17 protein-coding genes are annotated in these 19,887 nt (G+C 72.5%); 8 read left to right on the forward strand and 9 right to left on the reverse strand.

Annotated features, from left to right (window positions below; translation table 11 throughout):
- Nucleotides 1-119 precede the first annotated feature (119 nt).
- Nucleotides 120-3,008 (forward strand): penicillin acylase family protein, encoded by a 2,889-nt coding sequence (locus tag ACIP5K_RS32895; protein WP_401415509.1) that lies wholly within the window; start codon nucleotides 120-122, stop codon nucleotides 3,006-3,008.
- A gap of 201 nt (nucleotides 3,009-3,209) precedes the next feature.
- Here ACIP5K_RS32895 and ACIP5K_RS32900 read toward each other — a convergent pair whose 3' ends face one another.
- Nucleotides 3,210-4,460 carry an exo-beta-N-acetylmuramidase NamZ domain-containing protein gene (locus ACIP5K_RS32900; protein ID WP_401415510.1) on the reverse strand — a complete coding sequence of 417 codons (1,251 nt, stop codon included), beginning with the start codon at nucleotides 4,458-4,460 and terminating at the stop codon, nucleotides 3,210-3,212.
- 186 nt (nucleotides 4,461-4,646) lie between these two features.
- On the opposite strand from ACIP5K_RS32900, the gene ACIP5K_RS32905 reads away from it, so the two are divergent.
- The 3 genes from ACIP5K_RS32905 to ACIP5K_RS32915 are packed head-to-tail and all read left to right on the forward strand — an operon-like array spanning nucleotide 4,647 to nucleotide 7,719.
- Entirely contained in the window at nucleotides 4,647-5,411 is a 765-nt protein-coding gene (locus ACIP5K_RS32905; RefSeq protein WP_401415512.1) for an SDR family oxidoreductase, read from the forward strand.
- Nucleotides 5,408-7,096, forward strand: a complete 1,689-nt coding sequence (locus ACIP5K_RS32910; protein ID WP_401415513.1) for a class I adenylate-forming enzyme family protein — start codon at nucleotides 5,408-5,410, stop codon at nucleotides 7,094-7,096. The genes ACIP5K_RS32905 and ACIP5K_RS32910 overlap by 4 nt, the downstream gene beginning before the upstream one ends.
- Nucleotides 7,097-7,122: 26 nt before the next feature.
- Entirely contained in the window at nucleotides 7,123-7,719 is a 597-nt protein-coding gene (locus tag ACIP5K_RS32915) for a TetR/AcrR family transcriptional regulator (RefSeq protein ID WP_401415514.1), read from the forward strand.
- A gap of 257 nt (nucleotides 7,720-7,976) precedes the next feature.
- Here ACIP5K_RS32915 and ACIP5K_RS32920 read toward each other — a convergent pair whose 3' ends face one another.
- The 6 genes from ACIP5K_RS32920 to ACIP5K_RS32945 all read right to left on the reverse strand — a co-directional run bounded on the left by ACIP5K_RS32920 (nucleotide 7,977) and on the right by ACIP5K_RS32945 (nucleotide 13,181).
- On the reverse strand, nucleotides 7,977-9,191 hold the full coding sequence (locus ACIP5K_RS32920) for an acyl-CoA dehydrogenase family protein (RefSeq protein ID WP_401415516.1): 1,215 nt from the start codon (nucleotides 9,189-9,191) through the stop codon (nucleotides 7,977-7,979).
- A gap of 8 nt (nucleotides 9,192-9,199) precedes the next feature.
- Nucleotides 9,200-10,228 carry a phosphotransferase family protein gene (locus tag ACIP5K_RS32925; RefSeq protein WP_401415517.1) on the reverse strand — a complete coding sequence of 343 codons (1,029 nt, stop codon included), beginning with the start codon at nucleotides 10,226-10,228 and terminating at the stop codon, nucleotides 9,200-9,202.
- A gap of 652 nt (nucleotides 10,229-10,880) precedes the next feature.
- Nucleotides 10,881-11,219, reverse strand: a complete 339-nt coding sequence (locus ACIP5K_RS32930; protein WP_401415519.1) for a DUF202 domain-containing protein — start codon at nucleotides 11,217-11,219, stop codon at nucleotides 10,881-10,883.
- Complete coding sequence (locus tag ACIP5K_RS32935; protein ID WP_401415520.1) at nucleotides 11,207-11,599, reverse strand: YidH family protein; 393 nt, start codon at nucleotides 11,597-11,599, stop codon at nucleotides 11,207-11,209. Before ACIP5K_RS32935 ends, ACIP5K_RS32930 begins: the two co-directional genes overlap by 13 nt.
- A gap of 30 nt (nucleotides 11,600-11,629) precedes the next feature.
- Nucleotides 11,630-12,121 (reverse strand): NUDIX hydrolase, encoded by a 492-nt coding sequence (locus ACIP5K_RS32940; RefSeq protein WP_401415521.1) that lies wholly within the window; start codon nucleotides 12,119-12,121, stop codon nucleotides 11,630-11,632.
- A 169-nt stretch (nucleotides 12,122-12,290) separates the two neighbouring features.
- A complete protein-coding gene (locus ACIP5K_RS32945; protein WP_401415523.1) occupies nucleotides 12,291-13,181 on the reverse strand; it encodes a DMT family transporter in 891 nt (296 codons plus the stop codon).
- Between the two features lie 360 nt (nucleotides 13,182-13,541).
- On the opposite strand from ACIP5K_RS32945, the gene ACIP5K_RS32950 reads away from it, so the two are divergent.
- From ACIP5K_RS32950 to ACIP5K_RS32965, 4 genes are all read left to right on the forward strand, one after another.
- Nucleotides 13,542-14,519, forward strand: coding sequence for a hypothetical protein (locus tag ACIP5K_RS32950; RefSeq protein WP_401415525.1), 978 nt, complete (start codon nucleotides 13,542-13,544; stop codon nucleotides 14,517-14,519).
- 70 nt (nucleotides 14,520-14,589) lie between these two features.
- Complete coding sequence (locus ACIP5K_RS32955; RefSeq protein ID WP_401415526.1) at nucleotides 14,590-16,128, forward strand: APC family permease; 1,539 nt, start codon at nucleotides 14,590-14,592, stop codon at nucleotides 16,126-16,128.
- Between the two features lie 373 nt (nucleotides 16,129-16,501).
- Nucleotides 16,502-17,155: a molybdopterin-dependent oxidoreductase gene (locus ACIP5K_RS32960; protein ID WP_401415575.1), complete on the forward strand. Its 654-nt coding sequence runs from the start codon at nucleotides 16,502-16,504 to the stop codon at nucleotides 17,153-17,155.
- Nucleotides 17,139-17,747 (forward strand): cytochrome b/b6 domain-containing protein, encoded by a 609-nt coding sequence (locus ACIP5K_RS32965; protein WP_401415528.1) that lies wholly within the window; start codon nucleotides 17,139-17,141, stop codon nucleotides 17,745-17,747. Before ACIP5K_RS32960 ends, ACIP5K_RS32965 begins: the two co-directional genes overlap by 17 nt.
- Nucleotides 17,748-17,869: 122 nt before the next feature.
- Here the strand turns inward: ACIP5K_RS32965 and ACIP5K_RS32970 are convergent, their stop codons facing one another.
- Together ACIP5K_RS32970 and ACIP5K_RS32975 are read right to left on the reverse strand one after the other, a co-directional pair.
- Nucleotides 17,870-19,276: a gluconate:H+ symporter gene (locus ACIP5K_RS32970; protein WP_401415530.1), complete on the reverse strand. Its 1,407-nt coding sequence runs from the start codon at nucleotides 19,274-19,276 to the stop codon at nucleotides 17,870-17,872.
- Nucleotides 19,277-19,319: 43 nt separating this feature from the next.
- Complete coding sequence (locus ACIP5K_RS32975) at nucleotides 19,320-19,838, reverse strand: gluconokinase (protein ID WP_401415531.1); 519 nt, start codon at nucleotides 19,836-19,838, stop codon at nucleotides 19,320-19,322.
- Nucleotides 19,839-19,887 lie beyond the last annotated feature (49 nt).

Consider the following 19,887-nt stretch of genomic DNA (forward strand, 5'->3'; position numbering starts at 1 on the left):
AGGCCGGGGACTTGCTGAGTGCTCCCTGTGATGATTCCGAAAACGTGACGCATGTTCATCTTCTGTCGTTGGCTAACCGCCGGTAACCTCCGGCACACCCATCGTCGGGAGGACCAGGCATGCGACGACGCATTCCACGCACCACCCTGAACAGAGTGCCCGGCAGGACCCGTGGTCCTCTGCGGAGAGTTACGGCCGCCGCGGCTCTCCTGCTCACCGCGGGACTGCTTTCCCCACTGACGACCCCGACGGCCAGTGCCGCCGACGAGCCCGTCCCGGTCGCCGATTACTGCCGAGGGCAGTGCTCGGACATACTTCCGCCCGGGGCGAACGGCAGCGCCACACTCGCCGAGATCCTCGGGAACAAACTGTTCGGCACACAGCCCCAGCATGCGGACGATCAGCTCGGTCCCTATGACGCGCTCTCGTCCGGCTACCCGTCGCTCACGGACGGCACACTCGCGAACTTCTTCAACGACTCCTCCTTCGGTGTACCGGCCGATCAGGTCGCTTCCGTCACGCGGCCGCGGGACGACGTCACCATCACCCGTGACAAGAAGAACGGCGTACCCCACATCAAAGGTTCCACGCGCTACGGAACCGAGTTCGGCGCCGGCTTCGCCGCAGGTCAGGACCGCATGTGGCTGATCGACCTGTTCCGGCACATCGGCCGCGGCGAGCTGACGTCCTTCGCGGGCGGCGCGCTGGCCAACCAGGGACTGGAGCAGGAGTTCTGGCCCCAGGCCCCCTACACCGAGGACGACCTGCAAAAACAGGTCGACTTCATCAAGGCCCAGGGCACCCGCGGGCAGCAGGCCATGGACGACGCGCAGGCCTACATCGACGGCCTCAACTCCTACCGGGTCAAGTCGAAGAACGGCCGCTACTTCCCGGGTGAGTACGTGCTCACCGGCAAGGTCGACGCGATCACGAACATCGGCGAGATCCAGCCGTTCAAGGTGACCGACATGATCGCGCTGGCCTCGGTGGTCGGCGGGCTGTTCGGCAACGGCGGCGGGGGAGAGGTCGGCCAGGCCCTCTCGCTGATGCAGGCGCAGCAGAAGTACGGCGTCCAGAAGGGCACCGAGGTCTGGGAGTCCTTCCGCGGCCGCGACGACCCCGAGGCCGTCAGCACCATCCACGACGGCACCAGCTTCCCCTACGGCCAGAAGCCGGCGAACCCGCGCGGCCAGGCCCTGCCCGACAAGGGCTCCGTCCAGACCGAGCAGGTCGTCTACGACCGCACCGGCTCGGCCGCGACCGCCGCCGCCACGTCCGGCGACGGCATCGCCAAGGACCCGGTGAAGGCCCCCCGGCAGCTCAAGCCGCTCCAGGGCATGTACGACGACGGGGTGCTCCCCGCCGACCTGTTCGACGGCGCCGCGTCGGGGACCAGGAAGGGCATGTCGAACGCCCTGCTCGTCTCCGGCACCCGCACCGCGTCCGGCCACCCGGTCGCCGTGTTCGGCCCGCAGACCGGCTACTTCGCGCCCCAGCTGCTGATGATGCAGGAGCTCCAGGGCCCCGGCATCAGCGCCCGCGGCGTCTCCTTCGCCGGCGTCGGCATGTACATCCAGCTCGGCCGCGGCCAGGACTACTCCTGGTCGGCGACCTCGGCCGGACAGGACATCACGGACACCTACGCGGTCCAGCTGTGCGAGGCCGACGGCTCCACGCCGACCCGGCAGTCCACGTCGTACCTCTACCACGGCACCTGCACGCCGATGGAGAAGCTGGAGAAGAAGAACGCCTGGAAGCCGACGGTGGCCGACTCCACGGCGGCCGGCTCCTACCGCCTCCAGGTGTTCCGCACGAAGTACGGCATCGTCACGCACCGCGCCACGCTCGACGGCAAACCCGTCGCCTACACCGCGCTGCGCTCCACCTACCGGCACGAGGCCGACTCGATCATCGGCTTCCAGATGCTCAACGACCCGTCCTACGTCACGGACGCGGCCTCCTTCGAGAAGGCGGCGCAGCACATCAGCTACGCCTTCAACTGGTTCTACGCCGACTCGCGCGACATCGCGTACTACAACAGCGGCAGCAACCCGGTGCGCGCGGCCGACATCGACGGCTCGCTGCCCGTGAAGGCCGAACCGGCCTACGAGTGGAAGGACTTCGACCCGGCGGACAACACCGCCGCCTACACCCCGCCGGACCAGCACCCCAACTCCGTGAACCAGGACTACTACATCTCCTGGAACAACAAGCAGGCCAAGGGCTTCGGGGCCGCCAACTTCAGCCTCGGCGCCGTGCACCGCGCCGACCTGCTCAACGACCGGGTGAAGAAGCTCAGCGCGCAGGGCGGGGTCACCCGGGCCGCGCTGACCCGGGCCATGGAGGAGGCGGCGGTCACCGATCTGCGCGGCGAGCAGGTGCTGCCGGAGATCCTCAAGGTGATCCGCAGCAAGCCGGTCGACGACCCGCAGCAGGCGGCGGCCGTGCAGCAGCTGGAGGCCTGGCAGAAGGCGGGCGCCCAGCGCAACCAGACGTCCGCCGGATCCAAGACGTACGCGCACCCCGACGCCGTACGGATCATGGACGCGTGGTGGCCGCTGCTGGTCGAGGCCGAGTTCAGGCCGGGCCTCGGCGACGACCTCTACCAGGCACTCACCGGTGAACTGACCGTGGACGAGGCGCCGTCCGCCGGGCACGGCCCGACGGGCTCGCACGCCGGGTCCTCGTTCCAGTACGGCTGGTGGGGCTATGTCGACAAGGATCTGCGGGCCGTGCTCGGCGACCCGGTCCAGGGAAAGCTGGGCGAGAGGTACTGCGGCGCCGGTGACCTCTCGGCCTGCCGGGACGCGCTCCTGAAGACCCTCACGACGGCCGCCGCCAAGCCCGCCACCGAGGTCTACCCCGGTGACGACACCTGCAAGGCCGGTGACCAGTGGTGCGCGGACACCATCGTCCACCGGGCGCTCGGCGGGATCACGCACCGCTCGATGCAGTGGCAGAACCGGCCGACGTACCAGCAGGTCGTGGAGTTCCCGGCACACCGGTGACCTCCGGCACTCCGGTAGTCCGGCACTCCGGTAGTCCGGCACTCCGGTAGTCCGGTACGCCGGTAGTCCGGTGCTCCACCGCGGCACCCGGCAGGTCCCAGGGGCACCGCGCGGTCCGTCCGCGCGGTGCCCCGCTCCGGGGCCGGGGCCGCCGCCCGCGTCGCACGCCGGCGGGCCATCTGTACGGTTGTACGGCGCGGGCTACTTGTACGTGAGGTACGCGCGGCGTACGTCCCTGAACGCGGCCAGCTCACCGCGCCAGGCCCCCACCACCTCGTCCGTCGGGGCGCCCGCGTCGATCATGGTGCGGACCTGAGTGGACCCGGTGAGCTTGTCGATCCAGTTGTCCGGGCGCCAGGCGAAGTCCTTCCAGACCCGCTTCGCGGTGACGAGGAGCGCGATGCCGGTGCGCACCGGGTCGAACGACTCCCGGTCGTCGACGTGCAGCTGGACCCCGCCGATCGTCTTTCCCTGGAACTTGGAGAACGTCGGCGCGAAGTACGCCTCCCTGAAGTGCACGCCGGGCAGGCCGAGGCCGTTCGCCGCCGCGGCCCACGCCCGGTCGACGCCCTCGGCGCCGAGCAGCTCGAAGGGGCGGGTCGTGCCCCGGCCCTCCGAGAGGTTCGTCCCCTCGAAGAGGCAGGTGCCCGCGTACACCAGCGCGGTGTCGGGCGTCGGCATGTTCGGGCTGGGCGGCACCCACGGCAGCCCCGAGGCGTCGTAGAAGTCGCCGCGCCGCCAGCCGGTCATCGTGACGGTGGCCAGCTCGACGGGACGCTCCAGGTACTCGCCGTTGAACAGCCGGGCCAGCTCGGTGACGGTCATGCCGTGCGCCTGGGAGATCTCCCGGCGGCCGACGAACGTCGCGAACTCCTTGTGCAGCACCGGCCCGTAGGCCCCGCGGCCCGTCATCGGGTTCGGCCGGTCGAGCACCACGAACCGCTTGCCCGCGAGCTGGGCCGCCTCCATGCAGTCGTACAGCGTCCAGATGTAGGTGTAGAAGCGGGCGCCCACGTCCTGGATGTCGAAGACGACGGTGTCGACGCCGGACGCCGTGAAGACGTCCGCGAGCGGCCGGCCGCTCTTCAAGTACGTGTCGTAGACCGGCAGTCCGGTCGCCGGGTCGTCGTAGCGGCCCTCCGACCCGCCCGCCTGCGCGGTGCCGCGGAAGCCGTGCTCCGGGCCGAACACCGCCTTCAGGTCCACGCGTTCGTCGCCGTGCATGACGTCCACGATGTGCCGGACGTCGCGGGTGACGCCGGTCGGATTGGTGACGACGCCGACCTTCTGGCCGGCCAGGAGGCGGTAGCCGTCCGCCGCCAGCCGCTCGAAGCCCGTGCGCAGCGGCCGGCCCCCGCCGCCCCGCCCGGCGGCCCGCGCCGTACCGCCGACGCCGACGGCGCCCGCCGCGCCCGCGCTCGCCGCGAGCAGCACCCGTCTCGACATGTTCATGCGAGATCCTCCGTGATCATCGGAACTGGCATGGCCCTGCACGCTAGCCCGTGGACGGGCCGCGGGGAACGAGCCCCGGGGGACGAATCTCCGCGGATCACCAGGTCCGAACCCCTTCCACGGTTCCATACCGACTGGTTAGTCTGCTGGGGCAACGAGCCGATCTCGTCGTGTCGAAGGAGACCGATGGTGGAGAGTCTGCAAGGCCAGTCAGTCGTCGTCACCGGCGCGGGCGGTGGCATCGGCGCCGCGCTCGCCGGCCGGTTCGCGGCGGCGGGAGCCCGGGTCGTCGTCAACGACCTGGACGCCGTCAAGGCCGGCGCCGTCGCCGAGCGGATCGGCGCGATCGCCGTCCCCGGGGACGCCTCCGCCGTCGTCGAGCAGGCCCGCGACGCCCTCGGCGGCACCGTCGACATCTACTGCGCGAACGCGGGCCTGGCCTCCGGCGGCACCGAGGCCGCCCCCGAGGAGGTGTGGGCCGCGGCCTGGGACGTCAACGTCATGGCGCACGTCCGCGCCGCCCACGCCCTGCTGCCCGGCTGGCTGGAGCGCGGCGCCGGCCGCTTCGTGTCGACCGTCTCCGCGGCCGGGCTGCTCAGCATGGTCGGGGCGGCCCCGTACAGCGTCACCAAGCACGGCGCGTACGCCTTCGCCGAATGGCTCTCGCTCACCTACCGCCACCGCGGCCTCAAGGTGCACGCGATCTGCCCGCAGGGCGTGCGCACCGACATGCTGACCGCGTCCGGCTCCGCCGGTGACCTGGTCCTCGCCCCGACCGCCATCGAGCCGTCGGACGTCGCCGACGCGCTGTTCGCGGGCATGGCCGAGGACCGCTTCCTGATCCTGCCGCACCCCGAGGTCGCCGAGTACTACACGGCCCGCGCCGCCGTCCCCGACCGCTGGCTGACCAGCATGAACCACATCCAGCAGAAGTGGGAGGCCGCACAGTGACCGACCGGACCGCGACCCCGACCGACTCGATCTACGCGGCGCGGCCCTGGCTCGGCGTCCTCAACGACGCCCAGAAGGCCCACGTCACCCCGGCCGCCTCCGTGGCCCACGCCTTCGCCGACGCCGTCCGCCGCGCCCCCGACACCACTGCCCTCGCCTACTTCGACGGCCGCCTCAGCTACGCCGAGGTGGACGCCCTGTCCGACTCGGTCGCCGGGCACCTCGCCGCGCGCGGCCTGGCCCGCGGCGACCGGGTCGCGGTCATGCTCCAGAACTCGCCGCACTTCGTGCTCGCGCTGCTCGGCGCCTTCAAGGCGGGCGCCGTCGTCGTCCCGGTCAACCCGATGTACAAAGCCGGCGAGGTCGGGCACGTCCTGCACGACGCCGAGGTCACCGGGCTCGTCTGCACCGACCGCGCCTGGGAGGCGTACCTGCGCGAGAGCGCCGCGGACTCTCCCGTACGGATCGTGCTGACCGCCTGCGAACGCGACTTCCAGACCCGCGACGACCAGCGCGTCCTCGCCTTCGAGCGGGTCACGCCCGCCGCCACCGACGCCGACGACCTCGTCACCGTGGCCCGCGCGGGCCACGCGGCGCCCGCCGGACGGGAGCTCACCGGCGACGACATCGCGCTCATCAGCTACACCTCCGGGACCAGCGGCACCCCCAAGGGCGCCACCAACCTGCACCGCAACATCACGTACAACGCGGAACGCCAGCGCACCGGCCTCGGCCTGCCCGAGGGCGCCACCTACTTCGCGCTCGCGCCGCTCTTCCACATCACCGGCATGGTCTGCGAGCTGGTCGCCTCCTTCGCCAACGCCGGCACCCTCGCCCTCGCCTACCGCTTCGAACCGGGCGTCGTCCTCGACGCGTTCGCCGAGCACCGGCCCGCGTACACCGTCGGCCCCTCCACCGCCTTCATGGCGCTGGGCGCCCAGCCGCAGGCCACCCGCGAGCACTTCGCCTCCTTCTCCTCGATCTCCTCGGGCGGCGCCCCGGTGCCGCCCGCCCTCGTGGAGAAGTTCCGCGCGGCATTCGGCCCGTACATCCACAACGGCTACGGCCTCACCGAGTGCACCGCGCCCTGCGCGTCCGTGCCGCCCGGCACCGAGGCACCCGTCGACCCGGTCTCCGGCACCCTCGCGGTCGGCGTCCCCGGCCCCGACTCGGTGGTCCGCATCCTCGACGACCTCGGCGACGAGGTGCCCTTCGGCGAGCAGGGCGAGATCGCGGTGCGCGGCCCGCAGGTCGTCCCGGGCTACTGGCGCCGGCCCGAGGCCACCGCGGAGGGCTTCCCCGACGGGGAGCTGCGCACCGGCGACATCGGCTTCATGGACACCGACGGCTGGCTGTACGTCGTCGACCGCAAGAAGGACATGATCAACGCGTCCGGCTTCAAGGTCTGGCCGCGCGAGGTCGAGGACGTCCTCTACACCCATCCCGGGGTCCGGGAGGCCGCCGTCGTCGGCATCCCCGACGCCTACCGCGGCGAGAGCGTCAAGGCGTACGTCAGCCTGCGCCCCGGCGCCGAGGCGACCCCCGACGAACTGGCCGCCTACTGCAAGGAGCGGCTCGCGGCGTACAAATATCCCCGCGAGGTGGAGGTCCTGCGCGAGCTGCCCAAGACGGCGAGTGGGAAGATCCTCCGGCGGGAGCTGCGTTCTCCCGCAAGCCACGGTTAACCGACAGCGAAAGGCAGGTGGCGGCAGTGCCCAGGACGACGACGGGCGGGGACGGCACACCCGTTCCCCAGCGCCTCCTCGCGGCCGCCACCCGGCTCTTCGCCGAGCAGGGCTACGACCGCACCTCCGTCCAGGAGATCGTGGAGGCCGCGGGCGTCACCAAGGGCGCCCTCTACCACTACTTCGGCTCCAAGGACGATCTGCTCCACGAGGTGTACGCGCGCCTGCTCCGCCTCCAGCAGGAGCGGCTCGACGCCTTCGCGGGCCGGGACGAGCCCGTCGAGCAGCGGCTGCGCGAGGCGGCGGCCGACGTCGTCGTCACCACCATCGACAACCTCGACGACGCGGCCATCTTCTTCCGCTCCATGCACCATCTCAGCCCGGAGAAGAACAAGCAGGTGCGGGCCGAGCGGCGCCGCTACCACGAGCGGTTCCGGGCGCTGATCGAGGAGGGCCAGGACACCGGCGTCTTCTCCCGGCAGACCTCGGCCGACCTGGTGGTGGACTACCACTTCGGCTCCATCCACCACCTGTCCACCTGGTACCGCCCCGACGGCCCGCTCACCCCCCAGGAACTGGCCGACCAACTGGCCGAACTCCTCCTCCGAGCCCTCCGCCCCTGACAGCCCCTGAAACGAACTCACTCGTCCACCGCGATCAAGAACCGCCCCGCCAGGGGCGCGGGCAACGGCGCGAGAAGCACCCACCGGCGGTCAGCCGAGGACGGACCGGGGGCGTGGCGACGATCGGCGGTGCGGGCTAGTCGCGATCAGCGACTGCCCCGCCGGGGGCGCGGGGAACGGCGCGAGAAGCACCCACCGGCGGTCAGCCGACGACGGACCAGGGGCGCGGCAACTCCGAGCCACCCCGCCCCCGCCGGCTAGGCGAAACGCTTGAGTTCCCGGCGAGCCAACGAGCGCTGGTGCACCTCATCGGGCCCGTCGGCCAAGCGGAGCGTCCGCGCCCCGGCCCACAGCTCCGCCAGCGGATAGTCCTGCGACACGCCACCGGCGCCGTACAGCTGCACCGCCTTGTCGATGATGTCGACCACGGTCCGCGGCGTCGCGATCTTGATGGCCTGGATCTCGGTGTGGGCGCCGCGGTTGCCGACGGTGTCCATCAGCCACGCCGTCTTCAGCACCAGCAGCCGCAACTGCTCCACGGCCACCCGCGCGTCCGCGATCCACTCCTGCACGACGCCCTGCTGCGCCAGCGGCTTGCCGAACGCGGAGCGGGCGACGGCCCGCCGGCACATCAGGTCGATGGCCCGCTCGGCCATCCCGATCAGCCGCATGCAGTGGTGGATGCGGCCCGGACCGAGCCGCGCCTGCGCGATGCCGAAGCCGCCGCCCTCCTCGCCGATCAGGTTGCTCGCCGGCACCCGGGCCCCGTCGAAGACCACCTCGGCGTGGCCGCCGTGCCAGTGGTCCTCGTAGCCGTACACGGTCATGGCCCGCCGCACCTCCACCCCGGGGGTGTCGCGGGGGACCAGGACCATCGACTGCTGGCGGCGGATGTCGGGGCCGTAGGGGTCGGTCTTGCCCATCACGATGAAGATCTTGCAGTTCGGGTTCATCGCCCCGGAGATGTAGAACTTCCGTCCGGTGATGACGTAGTCGTCGCCGTCGCGCTCGATCCGGGTCGTGATGTTCGTCGCGTCCGAGGAGGCGACCTCCGGCTCGGTCATCGCGAACGCGGAGCGGATCTCCCCGGCGAGCAGCGGCTCCAGCCACTGCTTCTTCTGCGCGTCGTCACCGAACTGGGCGAGCACCTCCATGTTCCCGGTGTCGGGCGCCGCGCAGTTCAGCGCGGTCGGCGCCAGCTGCGGGCTGCGGCCGGTGATCTCGGCGAGCGGCGCGTACTGGAGGTTGGTCAGCCCGGCGCCGTGCTCGGCATCGGGGAGGAAGAGGTTCCACAGGCCCTGCCGGCGCGCCTCGGCCTTCAGGTCCTCGACCACGGCCGGGGTCTCCCACGGCGAGCCCAGCGCGGCGCGCTGCTCGGCGGCGACCGCCTCGGCCGGCTGCACGTGCTCGTCCAGGAACGCGAGGAGCTTGCCGCGCAGCTCCTCGGTACGGGCGTCGAATGCGAAGTCCATGATGCGCGTCAGCCTTTCTGGAGGGTGTCGGTGCCGTGGGCGATGAAGACCGGGACCAGCTCGCCGATCCGGTCGAATCCGGCGCCGACGGTCTGCCCGAGCGTGTAGCGGTAGTGGATGCCCTCAAGGATCACGGCGAGCTTGAACCAGGCGAACGCCGTGTACCAGGAGACCGCGGAGACGTCGCGCCCCGAGCGCGCGGCATACCGCTCGATCAGCTCGGCCGGGGCCGGGTGCCCGGCGGCCGACGCCGTCGTGGAGATGGGGGAGTCGGGCAGTTCGAGCCGGGCGCTGTACATCGCCAGCAGGCCCAGGTCGGTCAGTGGGTCGCCGAGCGTCGACATCTCCCAGTCGAGGACCGCCTTGATCCGGTCGGCGCCGTCGGCGTCCTGCCGCACCAGGACGTTGTCCAGGCGGTAGTCGCCGTGCACGATCGTCGCGGCGGGGGAGTCGGGCAGCGAGCGGCCGAGCGCCGCGTGCAGCTCGTCGATGCCGGCCAGTTCCCGGTTGCGGGAGGCGTCCAGCTGCTTGCCCCAGCGGCGCAGCTGGCGGTCGAGGAAGCCGTCGGGCCGGCCGAAGTCGCCGAGTCCGACGGCGGCCGGGTCCACGGCGTGCAGGTCGACCAGGGTGTCGACGAGCCCGAGCACCGCGGCCCGGGTGCGCTCGGCGCCGAGCGGCGCGAGCTGCTCCGCGGTCCGGTAGGGGGTGCCGTCGACGAACTCCATGACGTAGAACGGCGCCCCCGCCACGCTGTCGTCCTCGCACAGCAGCAGCGCCTCGGGCACCGGGACCGGGGTGTCGTGCAGCGCGGCGATGACGCGGTGCTCGCGCTTCATGTCGTGCGCGGTGGCCAGGACGTGGCCGAGCGGCGGGCGCCGGACCACCCACTTCGCGGACCCGTCGCTCACCTCGTACGTCAGATTGGACCGGCCGCCCTCGATGAGCCGCCCGGACAACGGACCGCCGACCAGGCCGGGCCGCTCACGATCGAGGTGGGCGCGCAGCTGGTCGAGGTCGAGACCTGGGGGGTGACTCATCGTGGTCCTCCGAGAATCCGGGACATGTCGGGGCGACAGCGAACACGGTGGGACTCATCATGCCGACCAGTCGGTATGTCGTCCAGTGGCTGACGGAAACGTGATCGTCCTTACGGTGCTTCCGCGCGGGCCGCGCCGATGCCCACGGTCCCCTGTCCCCCACCCGAACAAAAGGCTCCTGGCACCACGGATGCAGCCGCCCCTTGGGTGATCTTCCACGCGCGCCACCGTCGTGGCTGGTCGCGCAGTTCCCCGCGCCCCTGGGCGGATCTCCGTCTGCGGCCCGGTGGCCGCGTCTCGCGCAGTTCCCCGCGCCCCTGAGGCATGCGCTGCGCGCGGCCTCTCCTTGAGGCTGCGCTTCGCGCGCCTCTTGGGGCAGGCGGGCGGTGCGTCTCTCCTCGTAGGCTGGCCGCCGGTGGGCCCCTCCGGGAGGCGGGACCGTCTGATGAGATGGCGCACGCAGTGCGCATCTCAGGGGCGCGGGGAACTGCGCGAGAAGCCCCGCCGGGCCGCGGACGAAGTGCTACCCAGGGGCGCGGGGAACTGCGCGAGAAGCCCCACCGGGCCGCGGGCGAAGTACTGCCCGGGGTGCGGGGAACTGCGCGACCAGCCCCCGCCGGGCCGCAGGTGACGAACCGCCGGTTGGGCGGGGTCAGGTCACCAGGGCCACCGCGAAGACGGCCAGTGCCACCGTGCAGGCCGTCGCCGTCACGGCCCCCCGGACCGAGAGCACCGGCGGAGCCGACTCGTGGAGGGCCAGCCCGGTGATCCGGCGATGGGCCACGACCAGGAAGGCCAGCCACACCAGGAGGACCAGCGCGGTGGCCGTCCACTCCACCACCCCGACACCCCCGTGCACCACGGTCTTGACGGCGAGCACGGCCGCCACGGTGCAGGACAACGTCGTACGGCGCCACGCGAGCCGCGTCCGCGCGGGCTGCAACCCGGGATCACGCCCACCGGCCCCGCCCGCGACACTCACCCCTCCCACCCCAGCAGCACCACGACGACCATGGCCACGGCGACCAGCGCCACCACGGCACTGAGCACGGCGGGGAACCGCGACACCGGCAGATCGTCCCCCCGCCGCATCGCCCGCTCGCACCGCACCCAGTGACTCACGGCCCGCAGCGAACAGAGCACCCCCGACGCGAGCAGCGCCAGCGCGAGCCCCACCCGCCAGCCCCACCGCAGATCGGGCAGGAACTGGTCCACCGCGAACCCGCCGCCGATCAGCGCGAGCGCCGTCCGCACCCAGGCGAGAAAGGTCCGCTCGTTGGCGAGCGAGAAGCGGTAGTCGGGCGTATCGCCCTCGTCCCTGACCCGCTCGGGTGCGAACCAGAGACGGATGTTGCGCACGAAATCGATCACTGGCAGGACACTACCCGCGGGCCCCCCGGGTCACCGCCGAGCCCGCCACCGGGCGAACGCGTCCAGCCCGTCCGGCGTCCACGCCCACTCGCCGAGCCGCCGCTCCAGCTCGTCGAGGCTCAGGAACGCGTGCCAGTCGATCTCCTCCTCCTGCGGTCGCACGGGCAGGTCGAAGGTGACCTCATAGACGGCCGACCACCAGGAGCCCCGGGTGCCGTCCCCCTCGTACAGGAACCGGAACAGCGGCGTCGGCTGCGGCAGCCCGCTCACCCCCAGCTCCTCCTCGGCCTCGCGCAGCGCCGCCTCGTCGTAGCTCTCGCCCGCGCCGACGACACCCCCGACGAACATGTCGTAGAGGCCGGGGAAGACCAGTTTCGTCGCGGTGCGGCGGTGCACGAACACCTCGCCGGCCGGGTTGCGGGCCAGGATGAACGCGCACCGGTGGCGCAGCCCGCGCGCGTACGCCTCCCCGCGCGCCGCCTGCCCGATCACCCGGTCCTCGGCGTCGACGATGTCCAGCATCTCGTCGGCCGGAGCCGGCGCCCCCGAGGTGGCGGCAGCGACGCGCTCGGAGAGATCGACGTGCCCAGAGGGGGCAGAGGGGGCAGAGGGGGCAGTGGGGCCTGAGGGATCCGGGGGCGTGGAAGAGGGCGGTGTCGGCGGGGGAGTCATGCGGGCAGGCTACTGCGGCCTATCGCGGCGCGCCGACCCGTTCCCGGAGGGCCGATCCGGCCCCCGGCATCGCCGGATGCAGCCCCAGCAGCACCACGCCCGCCACGATCCCGGCCAGCCCGGCCGCCTCCCAGGCCAGCGCCCCGGTGTCGGCGCGCAGCCGGTCCCCGAGGAAGCCCACCCCGCACACGATCCCGGCCAGCGGCTGCGCGGCGGTCAGCGCGGGCAGCGACATCCGCAGCGGCGCCGTCTCGAACGCGCTCTGCACGAGCACCAGGCCCGTCACCCCGAGCGCGATCACCGCATACGGCTGCCAGCCGGTGAACACCGAGCCGAGCCCCCCGGCCGAGAACCGCTGCCCGCACACCCGGGTCAGCGCGTCCTGGACCCCGTACAGCAGCCCGGCGGCCACCGCGAGCAGCGCCGGGCCCGCGCTCAGCCGCGACCGCTTGGCGAGCGCGGCCAGCAGCAGGGCCACGCCGACCATCACCCCGATGATCAGCCAGTGCCGCAGCGGATCCGTCACCGCGCTGCCGCCCCGGGGCTGCCCGGCCACGATGAACGCGGTGACACCGCCCGCGAGCAGCACGAGACCCGCCCAGCCCTGCCGGCCGAGGGGCTGTCTGGTCTGCCGGCGCGACAGCATCAGCGCGAACAGCAGGTTCGTCGCGAGGAGCGGCTCCACCAGGGTGATCTCGCCCTGCCCGAGCGCGATCGCCCCGAGCACCATGCCGCACACCATGAGCCCTATGCCGCCGAGCCAGCGCGGCACCCGCACGAGATCGAGGAGCAGGCGCGGGGAGAGGAAGTCGCCGAGCGGGGCGTGCGCCGCCGCGTTCTGCTGGAGGACGAATCCGATGCCCAGGCAGAACGCCGCGCCCACGGCGAGGACGAGTACGAGGACCGACACGCTGCGCACCTCTACGGACTGCGGACGGGGGAGCAGGGATGGGTATGGGCCGACCATAGCGCTCCGCGCGGCCCCGCGCCCCACGGGAGCGCGCCCCGCGTGACGCCCCGAGTGGCCGGAGTCCGGCGGTCTGTACTCGTGTCACCACGACAACTGACCCGCTGACGAGGCAGGTTGACGACGCAACTATCCCAACTCTTTGTTGTTGACAGCGAGTTGGTGAACTCCGTCACCCGATCACTCTTGACGTGGAGCCCTCGCTGCCGCTTTGCTGTGCGTGATCATTGACCTGGCCGCGCAGCGTCGCGCGGAGCCGAAGAGATCTGCCGAGATCCGCAGAGCCGTAGAGGAACCGTCGCGGTGCCCCCACCCCCGCCTCCCCTCGGGCGCTCCCGCAGGAAGTCCGGGCGCCCCGCCGGCTTCGGTGACCCCGCACTCGACGACCACGACCTCGTGGCCGCCCGCACGGCCCTCGGCCAGGGCCGCTGGACCGAGGCCCGCGCGCTGCTCGCCGCCACCGGCGACGACTGGGACCGGCGCGGCCACCGGGTCATGGGGCTCGCCCGGGAGTCCACCGCGAGCGCCTGGGTCGACGACTGGCGGCTCGTCGAACCCGAGTCCACGGACGCCGCCGTGCTGCACGCCCTCGCCGTCGTGCACCGCGCCGTCGCCGGACGGACCCGCGCCGACCGGGCCCGCGACGCCTGCCTCGACGCGGCGGACCGGGTGCCCCGCGACCCCACCCCCTGGCTCGGCCTGCTCCACCTGGAGCGCGAGGTCGGCCGAGAGGAGGACGTCGTACGACTGTTCGACGAGATCCGGCACCGGCACCCCACGCACCACCACGCCCACCACCTCATGGTGGCCCGGCTCGCCGAGCGGCGCCCCGACGCGGGCCAGGACCCGCTGCACGAGGTCTACGACTTCGCCGCCTGGGCCGCCGAGCAGGCCCCGCCCGGCTCGCCGCTCGCCGTGGTCCCGGTCGTCGCGCACGCCGAACGGTTCCGGGTGCTCGCGCGGGCGGGCGCGGTCCCCGGCGACCCCAAGGGCTCCGGGCACTGGGCCGGACGGCGCGCCCGCCTCGTCATGAAGGCCGCCTTCGACTGGTGGCTGGAGTGGGGCGACCCCCACGACCGGGCCGGGACCGTGCACCCGCGCGCCCGGATCGACCTGAACTTCCTCGCCCACGCCAAGTACTGCGAGGGCCGGCCGGCCGAGGCGGCCGCCCTGTTCCACCGGATCGGCCCGCACGTCACGGAGGCCCCGTGGTCGTACGGCGGCCAGGAACCGTACGCGGCGTTCCGCGCCGCGCACGACGCCGCGCTCGGCGCGGTCTGAACACCAGCAGGAACGCACCCCTCAGCCGGCCCCCAGCCGGACCGCATCCATCGGAAGGGACGACCCCGCGATGACGACGGGCAGTTCGAGCACCACCGACACCGCGAGAGAGCCGGGCATAGCGACGTTCAAGGGGGAGGAGACCGCCCTGCGCGCCGGCCGGCTCGGCACGGCGGGCCTGCTGCTCTCCGTGCTCGCCGCGACGGCGCCGCTGATGGTCGTGGCCGGGGTCATGCCGACCACGTTCGCCGTGGTCGGCGCGGTCGGGCAGCCGCTGCTCTTCCTCGTGCTCGGCGTCGTCCTCGCGCTGTTCAGCGTCGGCTACGCGGAGATGAGCCGGCACGTGCACAACGCCGGCGCGTTCTACGCGTACATCACCCGCGGCCTCGGCCCGACCGCCGGATCCGCGGCGGCGCTCGTCGCCCTCCTCGCCTACAGCTCCTTCCAGGTGGGCATCTTCGGGATCTTCGGCTTCGAGGTGTCCGCCCTCGCGCAGGAACACCTCGACGTCCGGATCGCCTGGTGGATCCCGGCGCTGGTGGCGGTCGCGGTGGTCGCCGTGTGCGGCCTGCTGAAGATCGACATCAACGCGCGGGTGCTCGGGGTGCTCCTCCTCATCGAACTCGCCCTCGTGGTGGTCTTCGACGTCGCGGCGCTCGGCGACCCGGGCAAGGAGGGCGTCTCCCTGCACGCCTTCAACCCCGACACGCTCTCCGGCGTCGGCGTGGGCACCGCCCTGTGCTTCTGCATCGCGGCGTTCGCCGGCTTCGAGCAGGCGCCCGTGTACGCGGAGGAGACCAGCCGCCCGCACATCCTGGTGCCGCGCGTGATGTACCTCGCGGTGGGCGGCGTCGCCGTGTTCTTCGCGATCAGCTCCTGGGCGCTGACCGTCGCCACCGGCCCCTCGGCGATCGTCGGCGAGGCCCGCGCGCAGTCGGCCGGACTGCTCTTCGGCCTCACCGAGGACCGGCTCGGCGCCACCTTCACGGACGTCGTGCACGTGCTGTTCATCACCGGCATGTTCGCGGCGATGCTGAGCTTCCACAACGTCGTCGCCCGGTACGCGTTCGCCATGGGCCGCGAGGGGCTGCTGCCCGCCGTCTTCGGCCGCACGCACAGCGCGAGCGGGGCGCCCGGCGCGGGCTCGGTGCTCCAGACGGTGATCGCGGCGCTCGTCGTCGTCGCCTTCGCCGTGACCGACTCGGGCGCCGCGGGCGATCCGACGGCGCCGGTGCTGCGCCTGTTCACCTGGGGCGGCAACGTGGGGGCGCTCGGCGTCATCCTGCTGATGGCCGTCGCGTCCCTCGCGGTCATCGTCTTCTTCGTCCGGCGCGGCGCCGCGGCCGCCCAGGGCTGGCGCCTGGCCGCCTCCGCCGTCTCGGGCGTCGCCCTGCTGGTCATCGCGGGCTACACGGTCAAGGACTTCGACGTCCTGGTCGGCTCCGGCCCGGACTCGGCCCTGAACTGGCTCCTCCCCGGCCTGATCGTCCTCGCCGCCCTGGCCGGCATCGCCCACAGCCTGATCCTCCGCCACCGCAACCCGACCGCCCACGCCCGCATCGGCCTGGGCAACGAGGCCTTCCAACTGGAGAAGAAGAGCACGCGGTAACCCCCGCCCAGCACAAAACCGCCCACCGCCCGCAAGACGACAGACGACCCCGGCCCCTCCCCAGGGGCGCGGGGAACTGCGCAAAACCGCCCACCGCCCGCAAGACGACAGACGACCCCGGCCCCTCCCCAGGGGCGCGGGGAACTGCGCAAAACCGGCCACCGGCCGCAACGCCACCGACGAAAGCCCGACCCACCCCCGGACCCCCGTCCCCGACCCCGGCCCCCCGAAAAGTGACGGAACCCGAACGCCCCCCGAGGACCCCTGGCCCCGGCCCCCCGAGACGTGCTCGAATCACGGAGTGACCCCGCACGACGACCCCGGCACGAACGAAGAGCACGGCACCCCGCTGGGCCGGCGCCTGATCCTCGGCATGCTCGGCGCGGGCGCCCTCGGCGTCGCGGCCGCCCCCGCCCTCCAGCGCGCCGTGGAGAGCGTCACGTCCCGGGACCCCACCGGCGTCACGGGACTCCTCCCGGCGGGCGGCGGCTTCCGCTACTACTCGGTCACCGCCTCCGTCCCGCACAAGGACGAGCGGAGCTACCGGCTCACGGTCGACGGCCTGGTCGACCGCCCCACCACCTACACGCTCCCCGAACTCCGGTCGCTGCCCCAGACCCGCCTGGTCCGCGACGTCCAGTGCGTGACGGGCTGGCGGGTCCCCGGCACCCCCTTCGAAGGCGTCCGGCTCTCCCGCATCCTGGCCGCCGCGGGCGTCCGCCCGCAGGCCCGGGCCATCCGGCTGACGTGCTTCGACGGCGCGTACTCGGAGAGCCTCACCCTCCAGCAGGCCCGCCGCGACGACGTCCTGGTGGCGCTGCGCATGCGGGACGAGGACCTCGGGCACACCCACGGCGGCCCGGTCCGGCTCTACGTGGCGCCGATGTACTTCTACAAGTCGGCGAAGTGGCTGTCCGGCATCACCGTGACCGACGGGGTGCGGCCCGGCTACTGGGAGAACCGCGGATACGACGTCGACGCCTGGGTCGGCCGGTCGAACGGACGCGGCGATGCACCCACCGGCTGACCCCCATGACCGCGTCCGCCGCTTCACCCCGGCCGAACGCGGGGTGCACCGCACGACGGCCGCCCTGATGGGCCTGTGCATGGCCTCCGCGGCCTGCCTCTACCTGCCCCAGCTCGCCGAACTCGTCGGCCGCCGCGCCCTCGTCGTCACCGTCCACGAGTGGTCGGGACTGCTGCTCCCGGCGCCGTTCCTGCTGGGCCTCGCGTCCCGCGCCTTCCGCGCGGACCTGCGCCGCCTCAACCGGTTCGGCGCGCACGACAGGGTGTGGCTGCGGGCGGCCGTGCGGCGCGGGCCGGGCCCGCGCCCGGCGGGGAAGTTCAACGCGGGGCAGAAGGTGTGGGCGTCCTGGCTGGCGGGCGCCGTCCTGGTGATGCTCGGCACCGGCCTGCTGATGTGGTTCACCCACCTCGCGCCGCTGGCCTGGCGCACCGGCAGCACCTTCGTGCACGACTGGCTCGCCCTGGCGCTGGGCGTCGTCGTCGCCGGGCACATCGGGATGGCCGTCGGCGACCCGGAGGCCCGTGCGGGGATGCGCACCGGCTTCGTACGGCGCTCGTGGGCGGAGCGGGAGCACGGCGAGTGGCTGCCGTGACGCCCCCCCGCGCGCCCGCCCGGCCTCCGCGCACAGCAGGAAGGGCGGCCCGCCGAGAGACGGGCCGCCCTTCCTGACGCACGTATCGCACGCATCGCACGCGACGAGCGTGACGCGCGCCGCTAGAGGATCAGCGACAGCAGCAGCACCAGACCGCCCGCGACCACGGAGATGATCGTCTCCATGAGCGACCAGGTCTTCACGGTCTGCCCGACACTGAGCCCGAAGTACTCCTTGACCAGCCAGAACCCGGCGTCGTTGACATGGCTGAAGAAGAGCGAGCCCGCGCCGATCGCGAGGACCAGCAGCGCCGTGTGGGTGTCGGTCATCCCGGCCGCGAGGGGCGCGACCAGACCGGCGGCGGAGACCGTCGCGACGGTGGCCGAGCCGGTGGCCAGACGGATGACGACCGCGATCAGCCAGGCGAGCAGCAGCGTCGGGATCGACCAGTCCTTGGAGATGTCCAGGACCATCTGGCCGACACCGGAGTCGATCAGCGTCTGCTTGAAGCCGCCGCCCGCGCCGACGATGAGCAGCACGCCCGCGATCGGGGCGAGGGACTTCTCGGTGGTCTCCTGCAACCTGCCCTTGGTGAACCCGGCGGGCCGGCCGAGGGTGAACATGCCCACGAGGACGGCGACGAGCAGGGCCGTCAGCGGGTTGCCGACGACGTCGAAGACGCGCTGGACGGTGGCGTCGGGGTCGTCCACGACGATGTCGACGAGGGCCTTGGCCAGCATCATCACGACCGGCAGCAGGATGGTGACGACGGCGGCGCCGAAGCTCGGGCGCCGCTCCAGCTGCTCGGAGGCGCGGGCCGGGATCATCTTGTCCGGGGCGGAGACGTCGACCCACCTGGCGGCGTACTTCGAGAAGACCGGACCGGCGATGACCACGGTCGGGATCGCGACGACGATGCCGAGCGCCAGGGTGATGCCGAGGTTGGCGTGCACCGCGTCGATCGCGACGAGCGGGCCGGGGTGCGGCGGGATCAGACCGTGCATGACGGACAGGCCGGCGAGGGCCGGGATGCCGATGCGCATCAGCGAGTAGTTGCCGCGCTTGGCGACCATCAGCACGACCGGGATCAGCAGCACGATGCCGACCTCGAAGAAGAGCGGCAGGCCGATCACGGCCGCGATCAGGACCATCGCCCAGGGCATGGCCCGGCCGCCGGACTTCCCGGCCCTGGCCAGGATGGTGTCGACGATCTGGTCCGCGCCGCCGGAGTCGGCGAGCAGCTTGCCGAGGATCGCGCCGAGCGCGATCAGCACGCCGACCCCGGCCACGGTGGAGCCGAGTCCGGAGCTGAAGCTGGTGATCACCTTGTCGAGCGGGGCCCCGGCGAACGCGCCGAGCGCGAGCGAGCCGATGGTCAGCGCCAGGAAGGCGTGGACCTTGAACTTCGTGATGAGCAGGACGATGACGGCGATGCCGGCGAGCACGGCGATCCCGAGCTGGGCATGGCCAGCGGAGGTGATCGGCTCGACGGTGTCCGCTGCCAGCATCTCGACGCTGAGACTGGTCACGTCTGATCCCTTGTACGTGGAGGGGGGAGGGGAGAGCGGAAAATCAACGGGTGGCGGAGTCGAGCGCGTCCAGGGCCGTCACGGCCCGGTCGGCGATCTCCTCCGGGGAGCCGGCGACGTCGACCTCGACGCCCGTCTCGTCCGGCCCGAGCGGCTGGAGCGTCGCGAACTGCGAGTCGAGCAGCGCGGTCGGCATGAAGTGGCCCTGCCGGTGCGACATGCGGTCCTCGATGAGGGCCCGGTCGCCGGTGAGGTGGACGAAGACGACGCCCGGGGCGGCGGCGCGCAGCCGGTCGCGGTACGCCCGCTTGAGCGCGGAGCTGGAGGCCACCCCGCCGAGCCCCGCCCGGCCGTGGGCCCACTCGCCGATGGCGTCCAGCCAGGGCCAGCGGTCCTCGTCGGTCAGCGGGGTGCCGGCCGACATCTTGGCGATGTTCGCCTCGGGGTGGAAGTCGTCGCCCTCGGCGTAGGGGACTCCGAGCCGTTCGGCGAGCAGGGGACCGATCGTCGTCTTGCCGGTGCCTGCCACGCCCATGACCACGACGACATGGGGGGTGCTCATCGCTGTACTGCCTCGCTGTCTGTCTTCATCGACATCGCTGTTGTACGCC

Source organism: Streptomyces sp. NPDC088785 (genome assembly GCF_044750685.1).
Classification (GTDB): domain Bacteria; phylum Actinomycetota; class Actinomycetes; order Streptomycetales; family Streptomycetaceae; genus Streptomyces.

Bases quoted from the DNA above. Each gene is read 5' to 3' on its own strand.
- ACIP5K_RS32895 (WP_401415509.1), top strand. From the start codon at position 120: ATGCGACGACGCATTCCACGCACCACCCTGAACAGAGTGCCCGGCAGG.
- ACIP5K_RS32955 (WP_401415526.1), top strand. From the start codon at position 14,590: ATGACGACGGGCAGTTCGAGCACCACCGACACCGCGAGAGAGCCGGGC.
- ACIP5K_RS32975 (WP_401415531.1), bottom strand. From the start codon at position 19,838: ATGAGCACCCCCCATGTCGTCGTGGTCATGGGCGTGGCAGGCACCGGC.
- ACIP5K_RS32920 (WP_401415516.1), bottom strand. From the start codon at position 9,191: ATGGACTTCGCATTCGACGCCCGTACCGAGGAGCTGCGCGGCAAGCTC.
- ACIP5K_RS32905 (WP_401415512.1), top strand. From the start codon at position 4,647: ATGGTGGAGAGTCTGCAAGGCCAGTCAGTCGTCGTCACCGGCGCGGGC.
- ACIP5K_RS32925 (WP_401415517.1), bottom strand. From the start codon at position 10,228: ATGAGTCACCCCCCAGGTCTCGACCTCGACCAGCTGCGCGCCCACCTC.
- ACIP5K_RS32940 (WP_401415521.1), bottom strand. From the start codon at position 12,121: ATGCTGGACATCGTCGACGCCGAGGACCGGGTGATCGGGCAGGCGGCG.
- ACIP5K_RS32960 (WP_401415575.1), top strand. From the start codon at position 16,502: ATGCTCGGCGCGGGCGCCCTCGGCGTCGCGGCCGCCCCCGCCCTCCAG.
- ACIP5K_RS32900 (WP_401415510.1), bottom strand. From the start codon at position 4,460: ATGAACATGTCGAGACGGGTGCTGCTCGCGGCGAGCGCGGGCGCGGCG.
- ACIP5K_RS32965 (WP_401415528.1), top strand. From the start codon at position 17,139: ATGCACCCACCGGCTGACCCCCATGACCGCGTCCGCCGCTTCACCCCG.